Raw genomic sequence first — 22,296 nt, 5'->3', positions numbered from 1 at the left:
TTAGTTCCATTTCTCAATTAATAAATCTAATATGCCATTAAGTGCTTCGTATTCTTCACTAGAACAAAGTTTTGCAATTTTTTCATTTAAAGAATTAATCATTTTTCTTATTGACCGTGTGGCTCGCTTTCCTTTAGGTGTGAGATAAAGTGCATAAGCACTCTTATTAGTAGAACTTTGCCGACGCTCAATTAAATCCAGCTCAAGATATTTTTTTATAATCCGAGTCAATAAACTACGTTCAACATGTCTTTTTTGGGCTAAAAAAAGCTGAGTACAACCTGGATTTTCTTCTAATGTCAAAAATATATTATAGTCAGCAACATTTATATTAATTTTTTTAGTTAATTTGGCATAATCGGCTAAAAATAATTTATATAAGCGACTAATTTTATAACTTGTTTCTTGAATTTTCATTTTAAAAACTCCTTATTAAAATCATATTTGCTATATTATCACAAATGTGTTTACTTAGTAAACGCATTTATAAAATAAAAGTACACGTTAGCATTTTCAACAATATAAATTGCTGCTTAATTGCCTACTACTTCATAATAAATAGAGAGTTCTTACTTGTTAAAGAACAATTCTATTAATAATAAAATTAGTCTAATCACTCTCAGTCACACAAAAAAGCAGGCAATTAGACCTGCTACATCAATGGTTATGTTCATTCCCAAAAAATTAATGACAACAAATTTTCAACTTATTTTACTTTGTGTGACCTTATAGTGTGACTGACCACAACATTTCAAATTAATTTACAACTATTTAAAATACCTCATAACAAGCAAAAAAACCGCCATATCATCAACTGTTTCACTCCAAAAGATTTTTCTGGCACCAAAAAAGCGGGCATAAAGCCCGCCATTTCAACATATATCCTGCTCTACTATTTCAATTTTGGCACCAAGCTAATTTTCTTGGTGCCAAATATCTATTATTAAACAAAATCAACCTTAACTTATCTTCGAAAAACGTTGATAAATCAAGGCTGATTACTTTGAATTACTATTAAAAATGCTGATTGCCGCAACAGAAGTTGCCCCAGTATTCCTTATAAATTAACGTTTTTACTACAATTTCATTTAGCTTGTGCATTATTTTGTGCAAAGTTATCAGACCATAACACACTCATTTGTCTGTCCATATCAGGATCAATTCCTACATAAGTTTTCATAAACATTTCCAATGAATGACCCATTCTTTCTGCAGCCCATGGATAAGACATTTGTGGAGTATTTGCCAAATTAGTACAAATTGTATGTCTAAAAGAATATGCACTTAGTTTTTTCTTATTAGATTGAATATCTAATCTCTTACAAATCAGTTTCAACATATCATTAATTCCATGCTGTGTAATTGGAGAATTATTAGTAGCATTCCGATAATCATGTAAATTCAAAAAAATTAAACCTAAAGTATTTTCACAATTATGATTTTGCAAATATTGCGTTTGTTTCTTCTCAAACAGTTGTAAAAGTTCAATTAATTCCTCAGGAACAGGTACTAACGTTCTAGAACATCCCTTAGGACGGGCTTTTAACGATCCATTAAAGCCTTTAACATAATCAGACCAAGAATCATTAATTTTAAAAGTCCAAACATTATTTTTATGAACAATATTTTTAAACTTTAGAGCTTGTAACTCACCAATTCTCATTCCAGTATAGCTTTCAACTAAGATTGCTAAACGTCCTACCCAATTAGGAACAAAGGTGTTTTTTTGCAAATCAGAAATAATTAAGTTTCTAATTTTATTTAATTCATCTGGTGTAAAAATATATCTTTCTTGTTTAACTGAAAAATCACTTTGCTTAAAAAACAATTTTAACGCTTTTTCTGGAACCGGATTTTCCTTAACTATCTTTCCATCAAGTGATTTAAAAAAATTCCGCATGTGAACTAACCTTTTAGCAATAGTTGCAGAGTTATTTACGATAACATTATGCTTCTCAACATAATCATGTGCATAATCTGAAACTAAGTCAGTAGTAATTTGATTAATTCTAGTCTTACCAAAATATTTTTTAAATGCACGAGCAGAATCTTGCCAGGTCTTTAAGGTAACAGGACTAATTGTTTTCGCACGTTTATCCACATATTTTTGAAATTCTTCAGCAAAAATATTTTTACCCGAATTTCTATTTAAGCCAGTTTCATAATCTGCCCACATTTGATTTTCAACTAATACAGCTTTTCGCTTATTTGCCACATACTGCGTTGGCCATGACAAACGTTTACCAGTTTTCTTATCAACAGGCTGGATTCTTACTAGCCATTCTCCGACATGTTTACCTGAAGTTACTTTCTTTATCATTTTTTCTACCTCACAAAAATGAGGTAGAACAGAAGTGATACTTACAATTCTACCTCAACAAATTTATTTACTCCATACTTTTTCTTTATGATAACCTGCTTGTCTTAACCAGTCTTCCACCTCATCTAATAAATAATAAGCACGACCACCAGGTAATTGATGATACGGCATACCTGATTTTCGAAACTTATAAAGTAAAGTAGAGCTAATTTTTAGACTTTCCATCACTTCACGGCCATTCAATAAATTCATCTGTACTATCTCCGAAAATTTCTTTAGTAAACTCTGATGTAATATGAATTTCATGAACTCTGCGGTTAAGTTGAGCAAAAGTATCTACTTCAGGATCTTCAAGCTTTACTTGCTTATAAAAATCACGTGGACTATAAGGCGTAGTTATAACCAGCATTTCAATATTTAACTTAACATCATGATAACGACGCGGGGCGCTTTTGTCGTGCTCATAAGGATCCAACAACCTTAGTAAATCGGCATACTTGAAATCGCTAGGCCTCAAATCATTTAAAATTACATAGTTTTCACCATGATAATCTTGAAAATAGTCCCTACTACTTCCAAGAGTCACTGCTTTTTCACCTTTTACTAACCATTTAGCATAACGAGTCTTACCAACCCCAGCAGCACCCCAAAGCCAAATTACTTCAGTTTTTCGATCTTTAAATTTCACAAGCCATTCCTCATGCTTTTTATCAGCAATAAGGGCAGATAAATTATCAATCACTCTCTTATTTCGAGCAACTTCTGTAAACCCAATAGCTGAAACTAGCTCATTATATGAGATTTTCTGATCACCATACTGAGTTATCATATCCAATACAAACCTAGAATCGACATTAGATTTTTTAACTCTAGCTTGTATTTTTTCAAGTCTTTTTGCAAAATCAAATGAGGCAATTACCGATTCAGAACCGTATTGATATTTATTTTTGGCTTCACTAGTCGCATGAATTAAATAGCTATAAGCGTTATTGATTTTACCTTTCCACACTTCTAAATATTGCGACTTATCTTTAAAAAGTCTCGCAACATGAGATGGAACTTGTGGATGTGTATATTTTAGAACTACATGAACATGTGGTCGAATCAACTCACCATTTTTATCTACGTCCTTATCGTGAAGAATATACGCCCACTCTTGAAGGCTGGATTTAGATAAAATACTATCTAAATCTAAAAGCTCAATTTTCAAATACTCTAAATACTGCACATACATAAACTGTCGTGCTCTTTTTTCCACAATTTTACCTTTCTACACAGTTTGCACAGTGTGTAGCCCTTACCAATAACAAGCCCGTAAGGGCTATATGACAATGTTTTACACACATGCACAACAAGACTTTATATACTTTTCTCTCGCTTTTTTTGGGCCTTGAGGCCCAAAATCGAGAGACTATCTTCTTTTAGATCCAGCTGAACTTCCTTCAATAACAATCTTATTAGTCTTAATCCATGGCCGAGAAAATACAATTCCCTTGCCATATGTTAAAGCAAGACCTTGACTGAACTGAGATCCATTAACCCGCTCTTTCATAATTTCTCTAACAGTACCGTTAGTATGAAATTGCCATAAAGTCTTAGTTGGAACAATAACTCTAACTTTTGTACCATCAATATGTACTCTTATTCCAGCTGCACAAATGTTTGCTATTAAATCAGCATAATCAAGGTTTGATTTAGTGCACTGAAGTGATCTAACCAATTCACCATGAAGTGCAATATTTAATAAATAATAAGCAAAAATTATTACTATCCAAATTAAAATAAAGCTAGTTAGCTTATCCATAAACCATAATAACATTTAAAAATCCTCCAAAATTGTCGGCATTGCAACTGGCTCAATACCATAATGTTTACCATCAGTAATCGAAATAATCCCGCTTCCAGCGGATCCCATTGGCAAAGGAATTGAATTATCTAAATCACCAAATAAATAAGAAGTTGAACTTCTATCAATAACACCAAGTAAAATTTTCACCATCATTTGGCTACGAATAGGGATAGGAACCACGTCGTTTCGTCCTAATTGAGCAGTAATACACAAACCCACTAAACTTTCACGTCCAAGCAATGCAATTTGAGTTAATAATCTATACAAGTCCTGTACTTGAGACGATCTGGGACTAAGTCCCAAAGTAATACCTTCCAGCTCTTCGAATAAAACCCAAATAGGTGGAACATCAATTTCACTAGCATCAGTAGTGATTTTACTTGAAACTTCAAACAATTTTGATTGTCGTTTGTTCATCTCTTTAATGACTTCTGCCAATTTGGCGTTGCACTTTGGTACAAAATCTTCTGGTCGATCGCTTTCATTAGGAATTATCAATTCAATATCAGGATCATACTTTTTAGCCCAACGACTACCTGCACCCTTTTTTGAGTCAAAAATAATTACCTTAGCTTTACAATCTCCGCTTTTATTAGTTGTCCGAGCAAAAACTCTTTCAAAATACTTAAAAGCCTCGGTTTTTCCACTTCCGGTGTTACCAGTAATTAGATATGTACTTGCTTTGCGTGAAGCAGCCATACCATCCATTATTGGAATTTCTTCATTGAGATCATAACCTGATAAAATTTCATCAATACTACCAACTAATCTCTTAGCTTTACCATCACGCCACGGGAAGAAAAAGCCTTGCGCCATGGCCATAGGCATAGCGTCAATTGATACAAGTTGATAAGTTAATGGCCTAATCATGGTCTTAACGCTAGAAACAGCAGGAGCAATCGTATCATATAAACCAAAGTAAGTTTTTGAATCTAGCTGCATACCGCTAGGATACCTAAGAATAAACAAAAGTCCTGCTCCACTTTCCTCTTCTAGAATAGAATAGGAGTTGCTAATACTACTTTGATCACCATTTAGCACTGCTAATCTCGCATCAACTACTGAAGTTACAAAACCAGCAAGCTCCGTTGAACGTCCTTGCACAAAAATCACCTCAAAATCTCATCACCTTTAACAGAAATGTTTACAAAACCATTTCGTGAATACCACACAACACTGCTATTAGGAATAGTTGCACCTGTCTTACCACTAAATTTAAATTGTTGGCCAATTTTTACATCAGCCCTTTTCAATTTTAAATTAAGCATTTGACCATCGTTAATGCCACTTGCATCCTTGGTGACAACTAACCTAACCATATAAGGATAAGATGAAACATCTTCCGCATTATCATACTGAACACTGGGCTTTCTTTCGATGATATTTGACACCATAACTTCAGAACCTTCAAACAATTGATTTGCTGTCATATGCGCTTTAAAGCTCACAAAATACACTTCCTTTCTTAAAAAGATAACTTAGTTTTTCTAAGTATCTTAATAATAAGAAAAAGGTCCATATACTTCGACAAACCGTAATGTTAAAATTTTGCACTACGATTTCTTGACACGCTTTTAACCAAAAAATCTCCCTTTCAAAATTTTGAAAGGGGGATTTTTGTCGTTTTAGAGTAATACCCAAAAAGCTTTAAAAACACGATATTCTTTAAAAAGTAATTACAAAAACTAAGATAAGGAGAAAAAACAAGGCCTTGTTCGGAATTTAAGTTGATAAAAACCGAACTACTTAACAATTTAAGTGAAATTATTAAAAATTACCTAACAGAAAATAGCTTTTCCCACGAAGAACTAGCTACTTTACTTGTAGATCAAGGAGGAAATCCTAACATAAGTAGTAGAACAGTTGCAAATTGGTCACATGGAAAAAGTTTGCCAAAAGATTTTGAGTCAAAGCAGGCTATCTCTAAGCTAATCACTGGAGAATCTACTAACTACTCAAAACTTACTTGTGATGCAAGTATTGCTAAAACAATATTTATTAACTCTGTCAAAGAAGTAAAAATTAAATACATGGGCATTAATTTAGATAAAATTAAAGCAACATGCATTAATTTTCACGGCCACCCACCTCTTTTAGACATTGCAGCTATTAAAGTTGGATTTATTGGTAGAAGTGAACCTACTGATATTATGTGTCAAATTATGTATTTTTGTCTTAAAGAGTACATGATCAAACAAAATATATATGATTGGAACAACTTAGATTTGAATTTGAAACTATTTTTCCAAGTTATGGATCCATATAAGCTATATAAAAGAGTAAATAAAGAAGAACTCTTAGGCTCTTTATGTAGTTATATTGAGCAAACTAAAATTATTAAAGAAGATTCATTAAAAAAGATCGCTTTAATGGTTTTACTAGATAATTTAGCATTTTAAGTAAACAAAAAGACAGAAAATCATTTGAGATTTTCTGTCTTTTTTAACAAATTCAATCAAAATGAAAAATTGTCCTCTACAAGCAAAGTACACGAAATATGCCGAGTGTATCAGCAAAAAACAATTTGATACCCAATAATAATTAATCTCTTGTCTGGTACTTCTGGCAATTTTCACACATATTTATGTCATATCCTTCTTCTCCTGGTGCAATTAAAGTACCACAAGCATCACAAGTCCTATAATGCTTTACATCAATAAGATATCTTTTCTGTTTTGCTTTCTTTTCTTCATAATCATCAAACTGTCTTGACATTTTATTTCTCCTATATACTTATCTTCCAAATATTATTTATAAACTGAGATTATCAACATCAGAAATATTTTTTATTTCTACCATACGCTTTAAAATTTCATCAACTTTATAAGATACTTCTACATTTGGAATTACAGAATCTGCACTATCATTCACAAAAACATTTTTTCTTACAAATTCTTCTTTTGGTCGTAACAATTCATAAGTATTAAGTTCTTCCATTATCCATGGTGAATACGTTGTAGAATCTTCAACAGAATTTTCTGATTCTATAAAAATAAATATTGGACAGGTATTAATCACTTTATTTATAGCTGTTGTTAGCATAAGATAAATATCTGATGTGGTTTTTTGACATCCATTGTAAGTATACAAATTTTCTTCATTACTAAGGCGATTATACGCATCATCTATTTTCTTAATTAACTTATAACAACTTCCCCAAACTTCAGAATCAATGAAGCAATCCCAACCTTTTTCTTGTCTTAAATAAAGGCTTAGCCTTTTAGCTGCACTAATATCATCATGTGAATGGCTTATAAATACTTTTTTACCTTTTTTTCTAGGAAACCAATCTTCAATCATCTGTTCACCATCTAACACTGGTATTCCATTTTTATCCTTGCATTTAAAATAATTTAAAATATTAATTTCATCATCAACTGTATTTTCAGATATATCAACATTACCTACAAAACTATCATCAATCACACTTTTTCGTATTCTGTAGCCCTTCATATAATTCTTTCTCCTTATTATCACAAATGACAAGGTTTCATAAAAACAATTGCAATAAGTATACAAATCGAAATGGGTAAATACGATATAAGATATGTACAGCTGAACATGCAACTAGAAAAGTTCATTTTTATATTACTAATATCCATTGCAAAATTATCTACTTCATTATTTATTGCTTTGCTATATAATATTCTAAATTTTCGTTCTATATACAAATAATATGCATCATTTATCCAAAATAATATGCAAACCACTAAACATAATATGAGGATATACCAATCACTTTTATTTTTAAGATGAGTTAAGTAAACCGTTATCAAGCCGCTAATAACTGTAATTCCCCATCCTCGTATCAAAAATGAGTTAGATGACATTTTATTAATAACATTTTCAATCATTTGTAAATATACCGGTAGATTTTTTTCTTTATCCATCTTACTATTCCACTACTTCAAACTTGGGCAGCTCATTAACTAAATCAACTGTTTGTACAGAAATATTAACAATACTCAACAACAAATTATAAATATATTTTGGATCATCACTGTAATCATTAGGATCATCAGTTATACCTGACTTCTTATCGGTTTTAATTTGATATTGATCCATGATCCATTCAATAGCAGAACGTCCATTTACCACATATTCATATGCTTTATCTGGAATATTACTAATCTTAATATCATCATTAAAAATAATCTTTGAATGATCTTTTACATTCTTACCATTTTCATCTTTTTTCTTACCAAACTTCATTTTTGAAACTTGATAATCACTTTGTTCTGTTGCAGTTGACTTTATATCTTTATACGCTGCAACACTTTCATAATTAAGATGAAGATCCATTAGCTTTTTACCAATTTCAACGTACTTTTCTTTGTTAGCAGCTATCGGAATACGTGCTAAATCTTTCTTAAGATCATTTGCATATTTTTCACGATACTCTTTTGAATGCAATAAACCATAAACATAGGCAAATGTATCATCAAGTGATAGACCAATTTTATCAGCAAAAGCTTGATTAACATTATCATGACTTGGTACTAATTCATTACCTTTATCAGAATTATCATAACGCATAAAGCCTTGCGCTTTTTCTAATAAGTCCATACTTGGAATTAAATCAGTAATTAAACTACAAAAGGCTTTTGTTACACTTCTACCACTCGTTAATAATACACAATTCTTCTTTCCCCAGTTTTTATAATATAAACGTACTCTTTCAACTAAGGTGTCGTTATAATACATCCATTTTTTAGTAAATGGTCTATACATTATTAATGTCATATCTTTGCTATCAAAACAAATATTATTTCCTGATCTCAAAGAATTTTCTAGATTTACTGTCCATTTTATTAGTTTAGGATTTCTATTTAATTCAAAGTTATTTTTATCATTAGTGTCGCGATATCGTTTCATCTCTTGATTATAATTTACAATAATTCTGTTAACATTCTCTTTAACTTTATCCATAGAAAAGCCAGATACCCAAGCATCCCTATTTGTGACTACTCCCAATGCATGATTTAAAAATACACCTTTAGAAATATCTTTATCATCTGCTATCCAAGAATATTTTTTATAATTTGGATCTCTCTGATTAAGCCAATCATTATTATCATCTGGAGTTATTTTTTGCCAATCAATGTTCTTAATAGAATTAAATTTAGATATAATCGCAAGTTTTTCATTTTGAGAAAGATAGTCACCGATATCATGGTAAAAGATTTCATGCTTATCAGAACCATCCTTAACTAAAATGCTAATTGCAATAGGTGCTCGACTACCTGAGCCAAAAATTTTTCCTCCTTCTTTACGTGAAGTTTCGCCAGAGGTTCTTTGATTTCCCCGCAAATTAAAGATATATAAATGATTAAATTCTTTATAAAGTGATGCTCTAAACCCGTCAGTACTACTACTATCAAGATAACTACCATTAGTGACAAAACCAATAACACCTCGATCACCTATACGGTCACTTGCCCATCTAAAAGCTTTGATATATGTATCATAAGCCCCCTTACTATATCCAGAATTACTATTTTTAACATAAGTACGTTGAATTTCTTTATCTAATATTAGATATTTTATATTTTGATTATCATCATTTTGATTTTTCTGTCCCACTGAATACGGTGGATTTGCAATAATAGCTGTAATTGGATATGCTTGTTCTTTTTTTAATCTATCATTATTTTGACCAAACAGTTCATCTTCAAACGAATCATTTTGTTCCGTACTTTCAAAAGTATCTGTTAACACAATGCCATCAAATGGCTGATATTGCTTAGAATCACTAATTTCTTCAAAGACAGCTTCAATGTTAATTGCCGCAATGTAATAACTAAGGAGAACAATTTCGTTAGCATGAAGTTCATGCATGTATTTTCTTAAAATATCGTCATAAGTAATCTTACCTGTATCAAGTTGACCCTTGAGATATTGCAAAGTACGTGTAATAAATGTTCCTGTACCCACGAATGGATCTAAGATATGCACATTTTTATCAGCTAATGATTTATCAAAATATTTATTTAGTGCATAATCTACTGAATGAATAATAAAATCTACTACTTGTACAGGTGTGAAGACAACGCCCAATTGATCAGTTGTATCTTTAAAACCAGTTCTGAAGAATTTATCATATAGAGTTCTAATTAATTCTTGTTTACCAGCAACGTTATCAATACCAGAAGCTCGTAATTTAATTGAATCATAAAATGGCTTCAAACTCTCTTGTTCTTTAGCAAAACCATATTTCTTAAATTCATCAATAACAGAATTAATTGCCTTTGATACTACATTATTTTTAACAAAGCTATATTCACCAAATAAAGCTTCAAATACCGGCTCAGTAATTAAATGCTGTGCTAGCATTTCAACAGCTTTATCCCGATTAATTGAATCGTTGATGTTATAACGTAAACTCTTTAAAAATTTGGCAAAAGCCTTTTTAACGCTACTGTTACTATCTATCAGATCATTAATTCGTCTAATATACTGCTTAGCAATCTCAGTAACATCTTTAGACCAATCTTCTAAATAGCGCCGATCCCCAACACGTTTAACAACTTTACCATAAAAGGCTTGTCGCATTTCCTTCCAATTTAAAGGTAATTCAAGTTGTTCTGAACCTTTAGCTTCATCAACTTTTTTACCTTCATCTTCCGTAACTGGATGATCGGGACTAGTATCTGTACCGATAAAATTAATTTTACCTGACTTATTTTTCTTCAGATTTAGGTTATTTACTTCTGCTTCAAATCTTTCATCAGTTGACCTTAAAGCATTTAATACTTGCCATACACCTTTATATTTTGTGTCATTATCTAAGGCAATACTTGGATCAACACCATCAGCAACGACAATTGGCAAAATAATGTAACCATAGTCTTTGCCTTCGTAGCGCCGCATAATTCGGCCTACTGCTTGAACAATATCAACTTGGGACTTTTAGGACTAAAGAAAATAATTGCATCTAAATTAGGCACGTCTATTCCTTCAGTCAAGAAACGTACATTAGACAAAACACGAGCGTGATTATCTTCAATATACTCATCTTCAAGCCAATCTACTGCTTCGCCTTTTTGTAATGCGTTAAAAGAACCGTCAGCGTGTCTAACATCAACTGAAAAACTATCTTCAGCTTGCTCATTTAAGTATTCATTAACTACTGTCTCAAATTCATTGGAAATTACTTTTGAATGCTTGATTGTGTCAGTAAATGCAATTGCTCGCTTCATTGGTGCACCAGTAATTTCACCAGTAATACCATTACGTTTAACCATCGCATTCCAGACACCAATAATTTTACCAATATCGTCTACTTTTAATTGATTATCAGCTGCCATCAAGTGTTGCATATCTTTATTAACAAATGATTCACTAACAGCTAAAACCGTAACTTTGTAATCAGTTAAATATCCACGAGAAACGGCATCGCCAAATCCTAATCTAAATATTTCTTGGCCATACTTAGCTTCATCATCCATTGAAGAAACAACAATACTATTTTCTTCAGCTTTTTTCTTTGCCTTAGCATCATAAATTTTAGGAGTAGCCGTTTGATAGAGGCGTAATCTTCCCTTTACATTAATATTTGAATGGACTTTAGTAAAATCTCCATCTTGGCCTAATTCCTTAGCACCAGTGGTTCGATGGGCTTCATCAGCAATAATTAAATCAAATTCAGGATAGCCAGCTTTTTGTGCTTTAGTAATAACATCAATTGACTGATATGTTGAAAAGATTACTGTCATTTGATTGCCAACATGCAATTCCTTAATTTGCTTATATTCGCTCATTAATTCATCAACATTAGTAGTTGCTGGAAAGCCAATATCTTTAGCTGCTAAATCATCATCATCATCTGCTCTTTTTCTTTTAGTTGCTTTTCGATCAGAAACAACAGAAAATGAAGTCATTTTTATATTTTCTGATACATCATCATTCCAACTAAATAAAGTTTGTGATAATAACTGAATACTTGGCACCAAGTATAAAACATTAAATTGTTGCTTATGTTGATCGGCTTTTAATGCTTCAGCAATTTTCAAACTGGTAAAAGTTTTACCAGTACCAGGCGCCATTATTAACTTGCCGCGATCATGTTCTTTAAAATACTTAACAGATTTATCAATAGCTTCTTTTTGATAATCTCTTAACTTTTTAACTTTATGATCTGATAGATCATTATCTTGGCTAAAAGAAAATTTTTGCCAATTAAAATGAGCATGGCGCAATTGTGAAAGACCTATTCTCGTTATAGGCTTTGTAGTGCCTTCTATTGCAGCTTCAGCATTTTTATTCCAATCGTCAGTAGTAGAAATTAATAATCCATTTGCATAGTAACTCTTACCAGTTTCAGCAACAAAGGAATTAATTGTATCTTTCCCTACTTTTCCTTGATAGAACTTAGCTTGTACAGCCGTTAAATTTCCAAAATAATCTTCAGCTACAAGATCTACACCTGTATCTTTTTTGGGAATATGATATTCTGCTGGAACATCACTCAACATCCAGACATTTTTATAGATTTTTTTATAACTAGGTTCATTCTTTAAATAAGATTCTGCCATTTTTTCAAAAGCAGTACCTCTATTTCTTTGGCCCTCAACATTTTTATCTATTTGTTTAACCAATTCATCAAAAGTAGCCATTTTTGTACCTCATAAATGTAATTCTCTATAATAAATTTTAGCACACCATTTAACTATAATTTCATTTTAATATCCCTAGGACTTAGCTTTTACATGGCCCATCTATTCATTAATGATAAAATTTATTTCTTATCTGCGAAAAGTGGTTCAGTAGCCTCTTTAATTATAGGTAATATTACACTTAACTTTTCTATTCAAAATAACTATTAAATTTACCAAAAACATTTTTGTGCACAAAAAATAGCGGGCATAAAGCCCGCTATATCAACTTCTGTTCTACCTCTTACAACATTATCGTGCACACAAATTTTTCCTTTGTGCATTTTTTGTGCACGACATCTATTATTAACAAAAATCAGCCTTAACTTATCTTCGAAAAACGTTAATAAATCAAGGTTGATTACTTTGAATTACTATTAAAAATGCTGATTGCCAGAATCGAACTGGCGACCTTTTCTTTACGAGGGAAACGCTCTACCGACTGAGCTAAATCAGCAACTCGTAACGTTTAAATTATACCAAAAGAAAAAACGTCACGCAATAAAAATATCTAATCAAACTAATTTACTGCCAGTCAAGGCACAGTCCCTGCTTATGCAATAACTCTGGCAATTGATCGCGGTCAATCTTCCGACTGTCGAGCTTAGCACCGGTAATCTGCTTAGTGAAAGAATCAATTCGGCGGTTAGAATCACGCAGGTCATAGTAAGTTGTTACCAATTGATCATAATCTGCCAATTCACTGACCTTAAAGTCACGTGGATAATCATTTTCAAACGTAGTGAATTGCAGTGGCAGCCGCGGCTTTAATTGCGGCTCTTGATCAGGCACACCAACTTGCATCCCCAAAGCTGCAAACGTCAATTGCGGCAAGTCCAATACCTCAAGCATTGCCAAAGGATGATCATTAATCGTTCCCAACGGCACATAGCCTAACCCCATGCTTTCCACAGCATTAGCCACATTTTGCCATGCCAATAGCGTGTCATCCATCCCCTGCATAAACAGGTCACTCATATGCACGCGGCCATCATCTTTGCCCAGTTGCTGACGAATCTGCTGGTTCCGGTACAAATCCACGACGAAGATAAACAAGTCGCCTTCAGCACCCACATAATTTTGGTTGCACAATTCTCGAATTTTGGCTCTTTTAGCTTCATCAGTTATATGTAGCAGCGTTGCGTTCTGCATGAACATGCTGGTCGCGGTATGTTGAAATACAGTGTACAACGTTTGCAATTGTTCCGCGTTCAATGTTTGGTCCTTAAACTTCCGGATTGAGCGGTGATTAATTTGACTATCAATTGTTGAATTATGAATCATTTTCTAACTTCTTCTCCATTCTCTTACTAAAAGTAAATATATTGCAAAATACTTTTTCTGTCAATTATTGCTAAAAAGATATTCGTCTTGCCATGCTTGTGCTAAAATTTACTTGATTAAATTAATTATATATGGAGGAAATTATGCGCGTTTTAGTTGTTGGTGGCGCGGGCTACATCGGCTCAATTGCTGTTAAAAAGTTGATTGAAAACGGCAATAATGTTGTTGTACTCGATGCTTTATACACCGGTCATCAAAAGGCTGTCGATCCGCAAGCCAAATTTTATCAAGGCGATATTGAAAATAAGTTTTTAGTTAGCCAAATTTTACGAAATGAAAAAATTGATGCTGTAATGCACTTTGCGGCCTACTCATTAGTGCCTGAATCTGTTAAAAAGCCATTGAAATATTACGACAACAATGTTGCTGGTATGATTTCATTGCTTGAAGCAATGAATGACGTCGGTGTTAAATATCTCGTCTTCTCATCAAGTGCCGCAACTTACGGCATCCCTAAGAAACTTCCGATTACCGAGGATTCTCCACTTGATCCGATTAACCCTTATGGTGACACTAAGGTCATGATGGAAAAGATTATGCACTGGGCTGACAAAGCTGATGGCATTAAGTCAATCGCCTTGCGCTACTTCAATGTTGCTGGTGCAGCCAGTGATGGTTCAATTGGCGAAGATCATGCTCCTGAAACTCACCTGATTCCAAATATTCTAAAGAGTGCACTTTCTGGTGACGGTAAATTTACCATTTTTGGCAATGATTATGATACCAAAGATGGCACCAACGTGCGCGATTATGTCCAAATTGAGGACTTAATTGACGCACACTTATTGGCATTAGACTATTTAATGAAAACTAAGAAATCCGATGTCTTCAACTTAGGTACTGCACATGGTTATTCCAACTTGGAAATTTTAGCTGCAGCTCGCAAGGTAACTGGCATCGACATCCCTTATACTATGGGACCAAGACGTGGCGGCGATCCCGACTCGCTCGTAGCCGACTCTACCAAGGCAAGAACAATCCTGCATTGGCAACCAAAGCATGAAAGTGCCGAAGAAGTTATGACTAGTGCTTGGAAGTGGCACCAATCACATCCAAATGGTTATGAAGATAAATAAATCGTAAAAGCATACTGACAACCGCCAGTATGCTTTTTAGTTTGCCTCATTAATGATCGTATAAAGATCCATATCGCGAAATTCGCCATGATATTTAACCTTAGCTCGAAGCAAGGCCACGTGTTCTAATCCCACACGCTTAGCCACCGCACGGCTTGGCTTGTTTTCATGATCCGCCATTAAATCGATGCGGTGTAAATTCATTTTCGCAAACGCTAATTTAACCAATCGCTTAACGGCGGTCGTCATAATTCCCTGACCTTGAAACGCGCTACCTAGCCAATAGCCGATTTCACCGCACTGATCTTTACGACTAACATTATGCAAGTCCAGCATCCCCGCAACTTGGCCATTTACCATAATTACTAATTCTAGCATTTGATAATTAGCCGTTTGCTCGCGCACCATTTCAATAAAGTTAGCTTCATCAGCAACAGTTTTAGTCGTATCTGCCCACGGCAGCCAGCGATCAAGCTGTTCTCGGTCTTTAGCAATTAAGTCTAATATTGCTGGTGCCTGGTCTAATTCCGGCAAAATTAATTCAATTTTCAAGCCATTAACTGTAAAGCGATCAAAAGTAAACATTTTCCTCCATCTCCCAATTATTTTTTAATAAAAGTAATAATAACATTTCATCTAAAAAAGTGCCAGCTTACCAATATTGGCTTCATCATCACAAAAGTTATGATTTAGCAAAGTTTTCATCTATTAAGGCAAAACTCATTTATAAATGCTAAAATGGAATAATGTAACACTAATGTAACATAATATTTATAGATTTGGAGTGATTAAATGACAAAAGAAGACCCCAAGACCAATTCAGGCTATAAGCGCACACTAACCAACGCACATATCCAGTTAATCGCGCTTGGCGGCACGATCGGCACTGGTCTTTTCTTGGGCGTAGGTAACAGCATTCATGAAGCTGGACCAAGTGTGATTTTAATTTATATCATTGTCGGCATTTTTCTGTACTTTTTGATGCGAGCTCTAGGCGAGTTGGTTCTCTCCGATTTGCACAAGCACACTTATATTGAATTTATCGAAAAATATTTGGGTAAGAATATCGGTTTTATTACCGGTTACTTGTACTGGATTAGCTGGATAAGTCTAGGAATGGCGGAGATGACGGCTCTTGGAATTTACTTTCAATACTGGTTTTCGCATTTGCCAACTTGGATTCCAGGGTTAATTACAATTGTTGTTTTATTGTTTATTAACCTGCTGTCAGCACGATTATTTGGTAATTTGGAATTTAGTTTTGCTATTATCAAAATTATTACGATTATCGCCTTTGTCTTGCTGATTGCCTACCTCTTAGTTACTGGAGGACATACCAGTTATGGCCCCGTCAGCTTTAACAATTTAACCCAAAACGGCGGTTTGTTTGCTACAGGGGCTAACGGCTTTTTTGGCGGTTTTCAAATGGTAATTTTTAGTTTTGTCGGCGTTGAGCTAATCGGCTTAACTGCATCGGAAGCACAAAATCCTAAAGTTACTATTAAAAAAGCCATTAATGAATTGCCACTGCGAATTATTTTATTCTATGTCATGGCAATCTTAGCAATTCTGCTAGTGATTCCGTGGACTAAAATTGCCACTGATTCTAGTCCCTTCGTTCAAGCATTAGGAGCTACCGGTATTCGTAATGCTGGTTCGATTATCAACTTCGTTGTAATTTCCGCCGCTGTTTCCTCAACCAATAGTTTCCTATATAGTTCTGGCCGGTTAATCTTTTCGGTTACATACGGCGGCAAGAGTAAATGGAATCAAACCTTTGGCCATTTACGACGCCAATTACCACAAAACGGCTTGATTTTATCGGCCTGCTTAATGGGACTGGCACCGCTAGTGATTATCCTGATTGGTAATCAAGCTTTTAATTTCATCTCATCAACTTCAACTAGTATGTTTTTAATTATTTGGTGCCTGATGATTTTAACCCACTTGTCTTACCGCAGACAGACACAAGCAAGCAAGTTAACCAACTTCCAAATGCCACTATATCCGTGGCTAGACTATCTAACACTAATCTTTTTTGGCTTAATGATTATTTTATTACTGTCATTACCAGCTAACCGCATGGCAATGATTAGCGCCATTCTGATTTTTGTCATTTTATGGGCTGTCAGCAAGGTTTGGCACCAAGAACGGGCGATCTAGCCGGCTTACGGCGCACTTATCAACCGAAAAATAATTTTAAAGACTAAATTGGAGTAATTTTATGGACAAAAAAGATTCTACTGAGTATGAACGATCGCTAACCAATACTCACATTCAATTAATTGCATTAGGCGGAACTATCGGAACTGGGCTTTTCCTTGGTGTTGGTAACAGTATTCAAAAGTCTGGGCCGAGTGTTATCCTTATTTATTTAATCGTCGGTATTTTTCTCTTTTTCCTTATGCGCGCATTGGGAGAGTTAATTATTTCCGACCTCAGTAAGCACACATATATCGAATTTATTGAAAAATACTTGGGTAAGGACACCGGTTTTATCACTGGCTACCTCTATTGGATTTGTTTAATCACACTTGCTATGGCGGAAATGACCGCATTGGGAATTTATTTTCAATACTGGTTCCCCCATTTGCCAACTTGGGTACCAGGGCTGATTACTATCGCCGTTTTACTAGGCATTAACATGCTATCTGCCAGATTATTTGGTAATTTGGAGTTTAGTTTTGCCATTATTAAAATTGTAACGGTCGTCGCATTTGTCATCCTAGTTGCCTATCTATTGATTACTGGTAAAAGCACCACTTATGGACCTGTCAGTTTTAACAACCTGTTCAACAATGGGGGGTTCTTTGCCAAAGGTGGCGTTGGCTTCCTGTCAGGCTTTCAAATGGTTATCTTTAGTTTTGTGGGGATTGAATTACTCGGCTTTACCGCTTCTGAAGCCCAAAATCCTAAGAAAACCATCAGTAAGGCGATCAATGAAGTACCAACGAGAATTATCCTCTTTTACGTTTTAGCAATTGTAGCCATTTTAGTTGTTATTCCTTGGAACAAGGTTTCAACTAGTTCCAGTCCATTCGTTCAAACTCTGGCTGCAACTGGAATCCATGACGCTGGTTCACTCATTAACTTTGTCGTTATCTCGGCGGCTGTTTCTTCAACCAACAGCGTTCTCTATAGTGCTGGGCGATTGTTATTTTCGATTACCTTTAACGGTAAAGGCAAGTGGAACCATACCTTTGGCCACTTACACCGGCAACTGCCGCAAAATGGTTTAATCCTATCTGCCTGCTTAATCGAGCTCGCACCACTATTAATCGTGATGATCGGTAACGACGCGTTTACCTTCATTTCATCGACAACTACCAGTATGTTCCTAATCATCTGGTGCATTATGTTACTCTCACACGTTGCATACAGAAAGGTGACGCCAGAAGATCAATTAACTAGCTTTAAGATGCCCGGCTTCCCATTCTTTGATTATGCGACTTTACTATTCTTCATCTTAATGATTATTCTGCTACTGGTTTTACCAGAAAACAGAATTGCAATGATTGCCGCGTTAGCAATCTTTATCATCCTTTATGCGATTGCAAAACTTTGGCGTAAAGAAAAGGCTGAATAAACAAAAAATACTTAGATCAATTGATCTAAGTATTTTTTTGCCTAAATTATGATTTAAGCCGCCGTTTCAGCTTTTGCCACAGACCCAACGTCTGCCGCAAATTACTGCTCGGTACATAATTGCGAATTGCACGCAACACTTTTTTATTATCACGAGTTGAGAAGATAAACGTGCCATTCTTACGTGTGCGAATTTCAAACCGCGGAATATACCGGCCATGAAAATGGACATCAGCAACCACATAAGTAATTTCTGCCCACGGAATTTGCACGTAATCATTCAAATTTCGGTCATTATAAAACTCAAACGCCTTATCGCCCACCATCACTTTGCCATAGGTCGCAATACCGCGAAACCACGTAGCATTGATTGTCAAAGTGACTTTGGTATTGCTTGACTTAACCATTTTTGATTAAAGAACGTGCAATACGTGAAGAACAACACCCACGATGAAGATACCAATAATAATTACAATTGGTGATACCTTCTTCTTGAGCAGCCACATGCAAAGAAATGTCAGCAATAACCCAGCTAAGCCCGGAATTAGGCTGTCAAGGTTATTCTGCAGTGTTGTCGTCTTGAATTTAGTCAGTGATAAACCATTGCTCTGACCAATTAATGCTTGTTGAATTCCTTTAGCACCAGCTGGTAGTGAGTTCCAGTCAATGTAGCCACCTTTTTGAACTGGTGTCCTTGAAACAACTGGGGTAAATGTGATGTTTACCCAACGTTCAATTAATGAACCTAGGACGAACATTCCCATCATTGAGGCACCACGGGTAACTTTTTGCAATAATCCACCGGACATGTCGTTAGTAATCGCAGACCCTGCTCGATAACCAAATTCCTGTGTATACCACATAAATGCCAATCTGATTACGTTCCAAATAACAAAGAACAAAATTGGTCCTAAAATATTACCTTGAATTGCCATTGATGCACCAAGGGCACCAACAATTGGCCGGACCGTGTACCAGAATACCGGGTCACCAACGCCGGCCAAAGGTCCCATCATACCAACTTTAACACCTTGGATAGCTTCATCTTCAACCTTAGCACCGTTAGCCTTATCTTCTTCTAGAGCCAATGTAACCCCGATAATTGGTGAAACTAAGTATGGGTGAACATTGAAGAACACCAAGTGACGTTGTAAAGCTTCCGCCATATCCTCTTTTTTTGGATACAGCTTTCTCAATGCTGGAATTAGTGAGTAGGCAAAACCACCGTTTTGCATTCTTTCATAGTTCCATGATGCCTGCAAAAATTGTGAGTGCCACATAACCTTGAAGCGGTCGGCTTTTGTTAATTTGATTTTTTGATCAGCCATTATAAAATCCTCCTCTTAATATCACTTTAATAATCGTCAATGATATCGCCGAGCGGATCGCCGGTACCGTCATTATCTGAACCAGAATTACCACTGCCGCCCTTTGATTCAAGAGCCAAGTACATAACAGCCATTGCAAGACCAATTGCACCCAAGGCAATTAATGTTAAATCTTTAATTGCTGCCAATGCAAAACCAATTGCAAAGAATGGCCAAACTTCACGGCTAGCCATCATGTTGATAACCATTGCGTAACCAACAGCTACAACCATTGCACCGCCGATTGACATACCATCACTTAACCAAGTAGGCATAAGTCCTAGCCAATATTGAACAGTTGATGCTGGAATAGCCAACAATAATGCAGCTGGAATCGCAATTCTTAAACCTTGCAAACAAACATCAATCCATTGCCACATGTTGATTCTACGCCAATTTGCCTTTTTGGCATCAGCATCCATAATGTGAACAATACCAGTTGAAATTGTCCGTACAATCATTGTTAAGAACAAACCAGCGACAGCTAAAGGCATCGCAATCCCTGTTGCCATCCCAATTCCTTTGGTACCTTGACCACTTTGAACCAGAATAATTGCTGAAGCTACTGATGCTAAAGCTGCATCAGGAGCAACTGCGGCACCGATATTAGCCCAACCTAAAGCAATCATTTGTAATTGACCACCCAAAATAATTCCTAAATCCAGGTGTCCAGTAACCAAACCAATTAAAGTACAGGCAACCAGGGGTTGGTGAAATTCCCATTGATCCAAAATACCTTCCATACCTGCAAGGAAAGCAACCAGAACAACTAAAACCATTTGTATAGCGTTCATTTTTTCACTCCTATTTCATTACTTCTTTTGCTCATCAAGTAAACTTTGAGCTTTATTCAAAATTGCATCCATGTTGCCCGACTTATCGGTCGGAACTTTACGAACGTCAAACTCAACGCCCATTTTTTCAAGTTCATGGAAAGTATCAACATCCTGTTGGTTCATTGATAAAACATTGTTGGCATTAACGTCACCAACTGAATATGACATTGAACCCACATTAACAGTTTTAATATCAACTCCAGCTTTAATCACAGTCAAAACATCCTCCGGATTTTCAAACAATAGTAATGCATGGGTATTACCAAAACGTGGATCCTTAGCAATTTCGATCATCTTGTCAAGTGGAACTGTATGAGCCTTGACACCAGCAGGTGCTGCTTCACGAATCATGCTCTTACGCATTTCATCCTTAGCGACACTATCAGATACAACAATTACACGGTCAGGATGCATTGTCGGAATCCAACCAGTGGCAACTTGACCATGCAATAGCCGTGAATCAATTCGGGCTAACACAATTTTAAGATGGCCATCACCAATTACTGTACCAGCTGGAATTGATTTTTGTGATTTAGCAGGCGTAGCTGACTCAGCAGTAGCTGTATCTTCTTGCGGCATTAAATTAGTTGGTTTTGTTTTAATACCATCACGAGCTGTGGCAATAATTGCTGTGGCAACTTGTTGAGCAGTAGAGTCAGGATTTGTTAATCGTTGCGTTAAAGCTTCAACAACCATTGGTAAGTTCATACCAGCAACAATTGCCCAGCTTGTATGATTTTCAAGTAAAGTATTAGCCTGATTAAATGGCGTTCCACCCCAAAGATCTACTAACATCAAAACTTCATTTTGATCAGAAAATGAAGCGATTGCTTGTTCCATTTTGCCATGAATATCCTCTGGTCCTTCAACAGGGGACAAGGTTACATGAGCAAAATTTTCTTGTTTACCAAATAGCATCTGAGCTGATTGAGCAATTCCATCAGCAAACCCACCATGGCTGGCAAGTAAAATTCCTACCATCTGATTTCCTCCTTTAAATAAAACATATCCTTACTTATTATACCCTTTAAGTGATATAATCTCATCCATTCCAAGCTAAAATAGGACACAAAAAAGAGGACCTGAAGTCCTCTTTCTCTCACTTTGCTCCGGCTGTCAGACTCGAACTGACGACATCTTGATTAACAGTCAAGCGCTCTACCAACTGAGCTAAGCCGGAATATTAAAAAAGCACGGCAGCGTCCTACCCTCGCAGGCAGTCTCCCACCAACTACTCTCGGCGTGAAGAAGCTTAACTACTGTGT

General features: G+C 35.2%; 19 protein-coding genes, 2 tRNA genes and 1 pseudogene. 4 read left to right on the top strand and 18 right to left on the bottom strand.

The window, feature by feature from the left end; genetic code table 11:
- From PT287_RS08500 to PT287_RS08470, 7 genes are all read right to left on the bottom strand, one after another.
- On the bottom strand, window positions 1-417 hold the full coding sequence (locus PT287_RS08500; RefSeq protein ID WP_277134208.1) for a MarR family winged helix-turn-helix transcriptional regulator: 417 nt from the start codon (window positions 415-417) through the stop codon (window positions 1-3).
- Window positions 418-1,084: 667 nt separating this feature from the next.
- Window positions 1,085-2,320 (bottom strand): tyrosine-type recombinase/integrase, encoded by a 1,236-nt coding sequence (locus PT287_RS08495; protein ID WP_277134207.1) that lies wholly within the window; start codon window positions 2,318-2,320, stop codon window positions 1,085-1,087.
- Window positions 2,321-2,383: 63 nt separating this feature from the next.
- Window positions 2,384-2,572 (bottom strand): hypothetical protein, encoded by a 189-nt coding sequence (locus PT287_RS08490; protein ID WP_277134205.1) that lies wholly within the window; start codon window positions 2,570-2,572, stop codon window positions 2,384-2,386.
- A complete protein-coding gene (locus tag PT287_RS08485; protein WP_348635298.1) occupies window positions 2,550-3,578 on the bottom strand; it encodes a Rep family protein in 1,029 nt (342 codons plus the stop codon). Before PT287_RS08485 ends, PT287_RS08490 begins: the two co-directional genes overlap by 23 nt.
- A 153-nt stretch (window positions 3,579-3,731) precedes the next feature.
- Complete coding sequence (locus tag PT287_RS08480; RefSeq protein ID WP_277134203.1) at window positions 3,732-4,139, bottom strand: hypothetical protein; 408 nt, start codon at window positions 4,137-4,139, stop codon at window positions 3,732-3,734.
- Window positions 4,140-5,282, bottom strand: a complete 1,143-nt coding sequence (locus tag PT287_RS08475; protein WP_277134201.1) for a chromosome partitioning protein ParA — start codon at window positions 5,280-5,282, stop codon at window positions 4,140-4,142.
- Window positions 5,279-5,617, bottom strand: coding sequence for a hypothetical protein (locus PT287_RS08470; RefSeq protein ID WP_277134199.1), 339 nt, complete (start codon window positions 5,615-5,617; stop codon window positions 5,279-5,281). Before PT287_RS08470 ends, PT287_RS08475 begins: the two co-directional genes overlap by 4 nt.
- 279 nt (window positions 5,618-5,896) lie before the next feature.
- Between PT287_RS08470 and PT287_RS08465 the strand changes: the two genes are divergently transcribed.
- Entirely contained in the window at window positions 5,897-6,568 is a 672-nt protein-coding gene (locus tag PT287_RS08465; RefSeq protein ID WP_277134197.1) for a hypothetical protein, read from the top strand.
- Window positions 6,569-6,710: 142 nt separating this feature from the next.
- Here PT287_RS08465 and PT287_RS08460 read toward each other — a convergent pair whose 3' ends face one another.
- The 5 genes and pseudogenes from PT287_RS08460 to PT287_RS08440 all read right to left on the bottom strand — a co-directional run bounded on the left by PT287_RS08460 (window position 6,711) and on the right by PT287_RS08440 (window position 14,107).
- Complete coding sequence (locus PT287_RS08460; RefSeq protein WP_277134195.1) at window positions 6,711-6,884, bottom strand: hypothetical protein; 174 nt, start codon at window positions 6,882-6,884, stop codon at window positions 6,711-6,713.
- A 36-nt stretch (window positions 6,885-6,920) separates the two neighbouring features.
- Window positions 6,921-7,622 (bottom strand): hypothetical protein, encoded by a 702-nt coding sequence (locus PT287_RS08455; protein WP_277134193.1) that lies wholly within the window; start codon window positions 7,620-7,622, stop codon window positions 6,921-6,923.
- Between the two features lie 441 nt (window positions 7,623-8,063).
- A pseudogene (locus PT287_RS08450) lies at window positions 8,064-12,784 on the bottom strand (type ISP restriction/modification enzyme).
- A 423-nt stretch (window positions 12,785-13,207) separates the two neighbouring features.
- Window positions 13,208-13,280: transfer RNA gene (locus PT287_RS08445), tRNA-Thr, on the bottom strand.
- Window positions 13,281-13,348: 68 nt separating this feature from the next.
- Window positions 13,349-14,107: an NADPH-dependent oxidoreductase gene (locus PT287_RS08440; RefSeq protein ID WP_277134192.1), complete on the bottom strand. Its 759-nt coding sequence runs from the start codon at window positions 14,105-14,107 to the stop codon at window positions 13,349-13,351.
- 143 nt (window positions 14,108-14,250) lie between these two features.
- Here PT287_RS08440 and galE point away from each other — a divergent pair, with 143 nt between their 5' ends.
- On the top strand, window positions 14,251-15,243 hold the full coding sequence (galE, locus tag PT287_RS08435; RefSeq protein WP_277134191.1) for a UDP-glucose 4-epimerase GalE: 993 nt from the start codon (window positions 14,251-14,253) through the stop codon (window positions 15,241-15,243).
- Window positions 15,244-15,279: 36 nt separating this feature from the next.
- Here the strand turns inward: galE and PT287_RS08430 are convergent, their stop codons facing one another.
- A complete protein-coding gene (locus tag PT287_RS08430) occupies window positions 15,280-15,828 on the bottom strand; it encodes a GNAT family protein (protein ID WP_277134189.1) in 549 nt (182 codons plus the stop codon).
- A gap of 207 nt (window positions 15,829-16,035) precedes the next feature.
- On the opposite strand from PT287_RS08430, the gene PT287_RS08425 reads away from it, so the two are divergent.
- Both PT287_RS08425 and PT287_RS08420 read left to right on the top strand, forming a co-directional pair.
- A complete protein-coding gene (locus PT287_RS08425; RefSeq protein ID WP_277134187.1) occupies window positions 16,036-17,406 on the top strand; it encodes an amino acid permease in 1,371 nt (456 codons plus the stop codon).
- A gap of 61 nt (window positions 17,407-17,467) precedes the next feature.
- Entirely contained in the window at window positions 17,468-18,829 is a 1,362-nt protein-coding gene (locus PT287_RS08420) for an amino acid permease (RefSeq protein ID WP_277134185.1), read from the top strand.
- Between the two features lie 46 nt (window positions 18,830-18,875).
- Here the strand turns inward: PT287_RS08420 and PT287_RS08415 are convergent, their stop codons facing one another.
- The 5 genes from PT287_RS08415 to PT287_RS08395 all read right to left on the bottom strand — a co-directional run bounded on the left by PT287_RS08415 (window position 18,876) and on the right by PT287_RS08395 (window position 22,211).
- Window positions 18,876-19,235: a DUF956 family protein gene (locus PT287_RS08415; RefSeq protein WP_277134184.1), complete on the bottom strand. Its 360-nt coding sequence runs from the start codon at window positions 19,233-19,235 to the stop codon at window positions 18,876-18,878.
- A 6-nt stretch (window positions 19,236-19,241) separates the two neighbouring features.
- A complete protein-coding gene (locus PT287_RS08410; RefSeq protein ID WP_277134182.1) occupies window positions 19,242-20,156 on the bottom strand; it encodes a PTS system mannose/fructose/sorbose family transporter subunit IID in 915 nt (304 codons plus the stop codon).
- A gap of 26 nt (window positions 20,157-20,182) precedes the next feature.
- On the bottom strand, window positions 20,183-20,989 hold the full coding sequence (locus PT287_RS08405) for a PTS mannose/fructose/sorbose transporter subunit IIC (RefSeq protein ID WP_277134181.1): 807 nt from the start codon (window positions 20,987-20,989) through the stop codon (window positions 20,183-20,185).
- A gap of 18 nt (window positions 20,990-21,007) precedes the next feature.
- The gene (locus PT287_RS08400; RefSeq protein WP_277134180.1) at window positions 21,008-22,012 is read right to left on the bottom strand and encodes a PTS sugar transporter subunit IIB; all 1,005 of its coding nucleotides are present in this window, start codon (window positions 22,010-22,012) and stop codon (window positions 21,008-21,010) included.
- A 126-nt stretch (window positions 22,013-22,138) separates the two neighbouring features.
- A tRNA-Asn gene (locus PT287_RS08395) sits at window positions 22,139-22,211 on the bottom strand.
- Between the last annotated feature and the right edge of the window lie 85 nt (window positions 22,212-22,296).

The organism is Lactobacillus sp. ESL0679, from assembly GCF_029433515.1.
GTDB lineage: Bacteria > Bacillota > Bacilli > Lactobacillales > Lactobacillaceae > Lactobacillus.
Note: the sequence above shows the minus strand (reverse complement) of the source record. Positions and strands in the feature narration are given on the sequence as shown.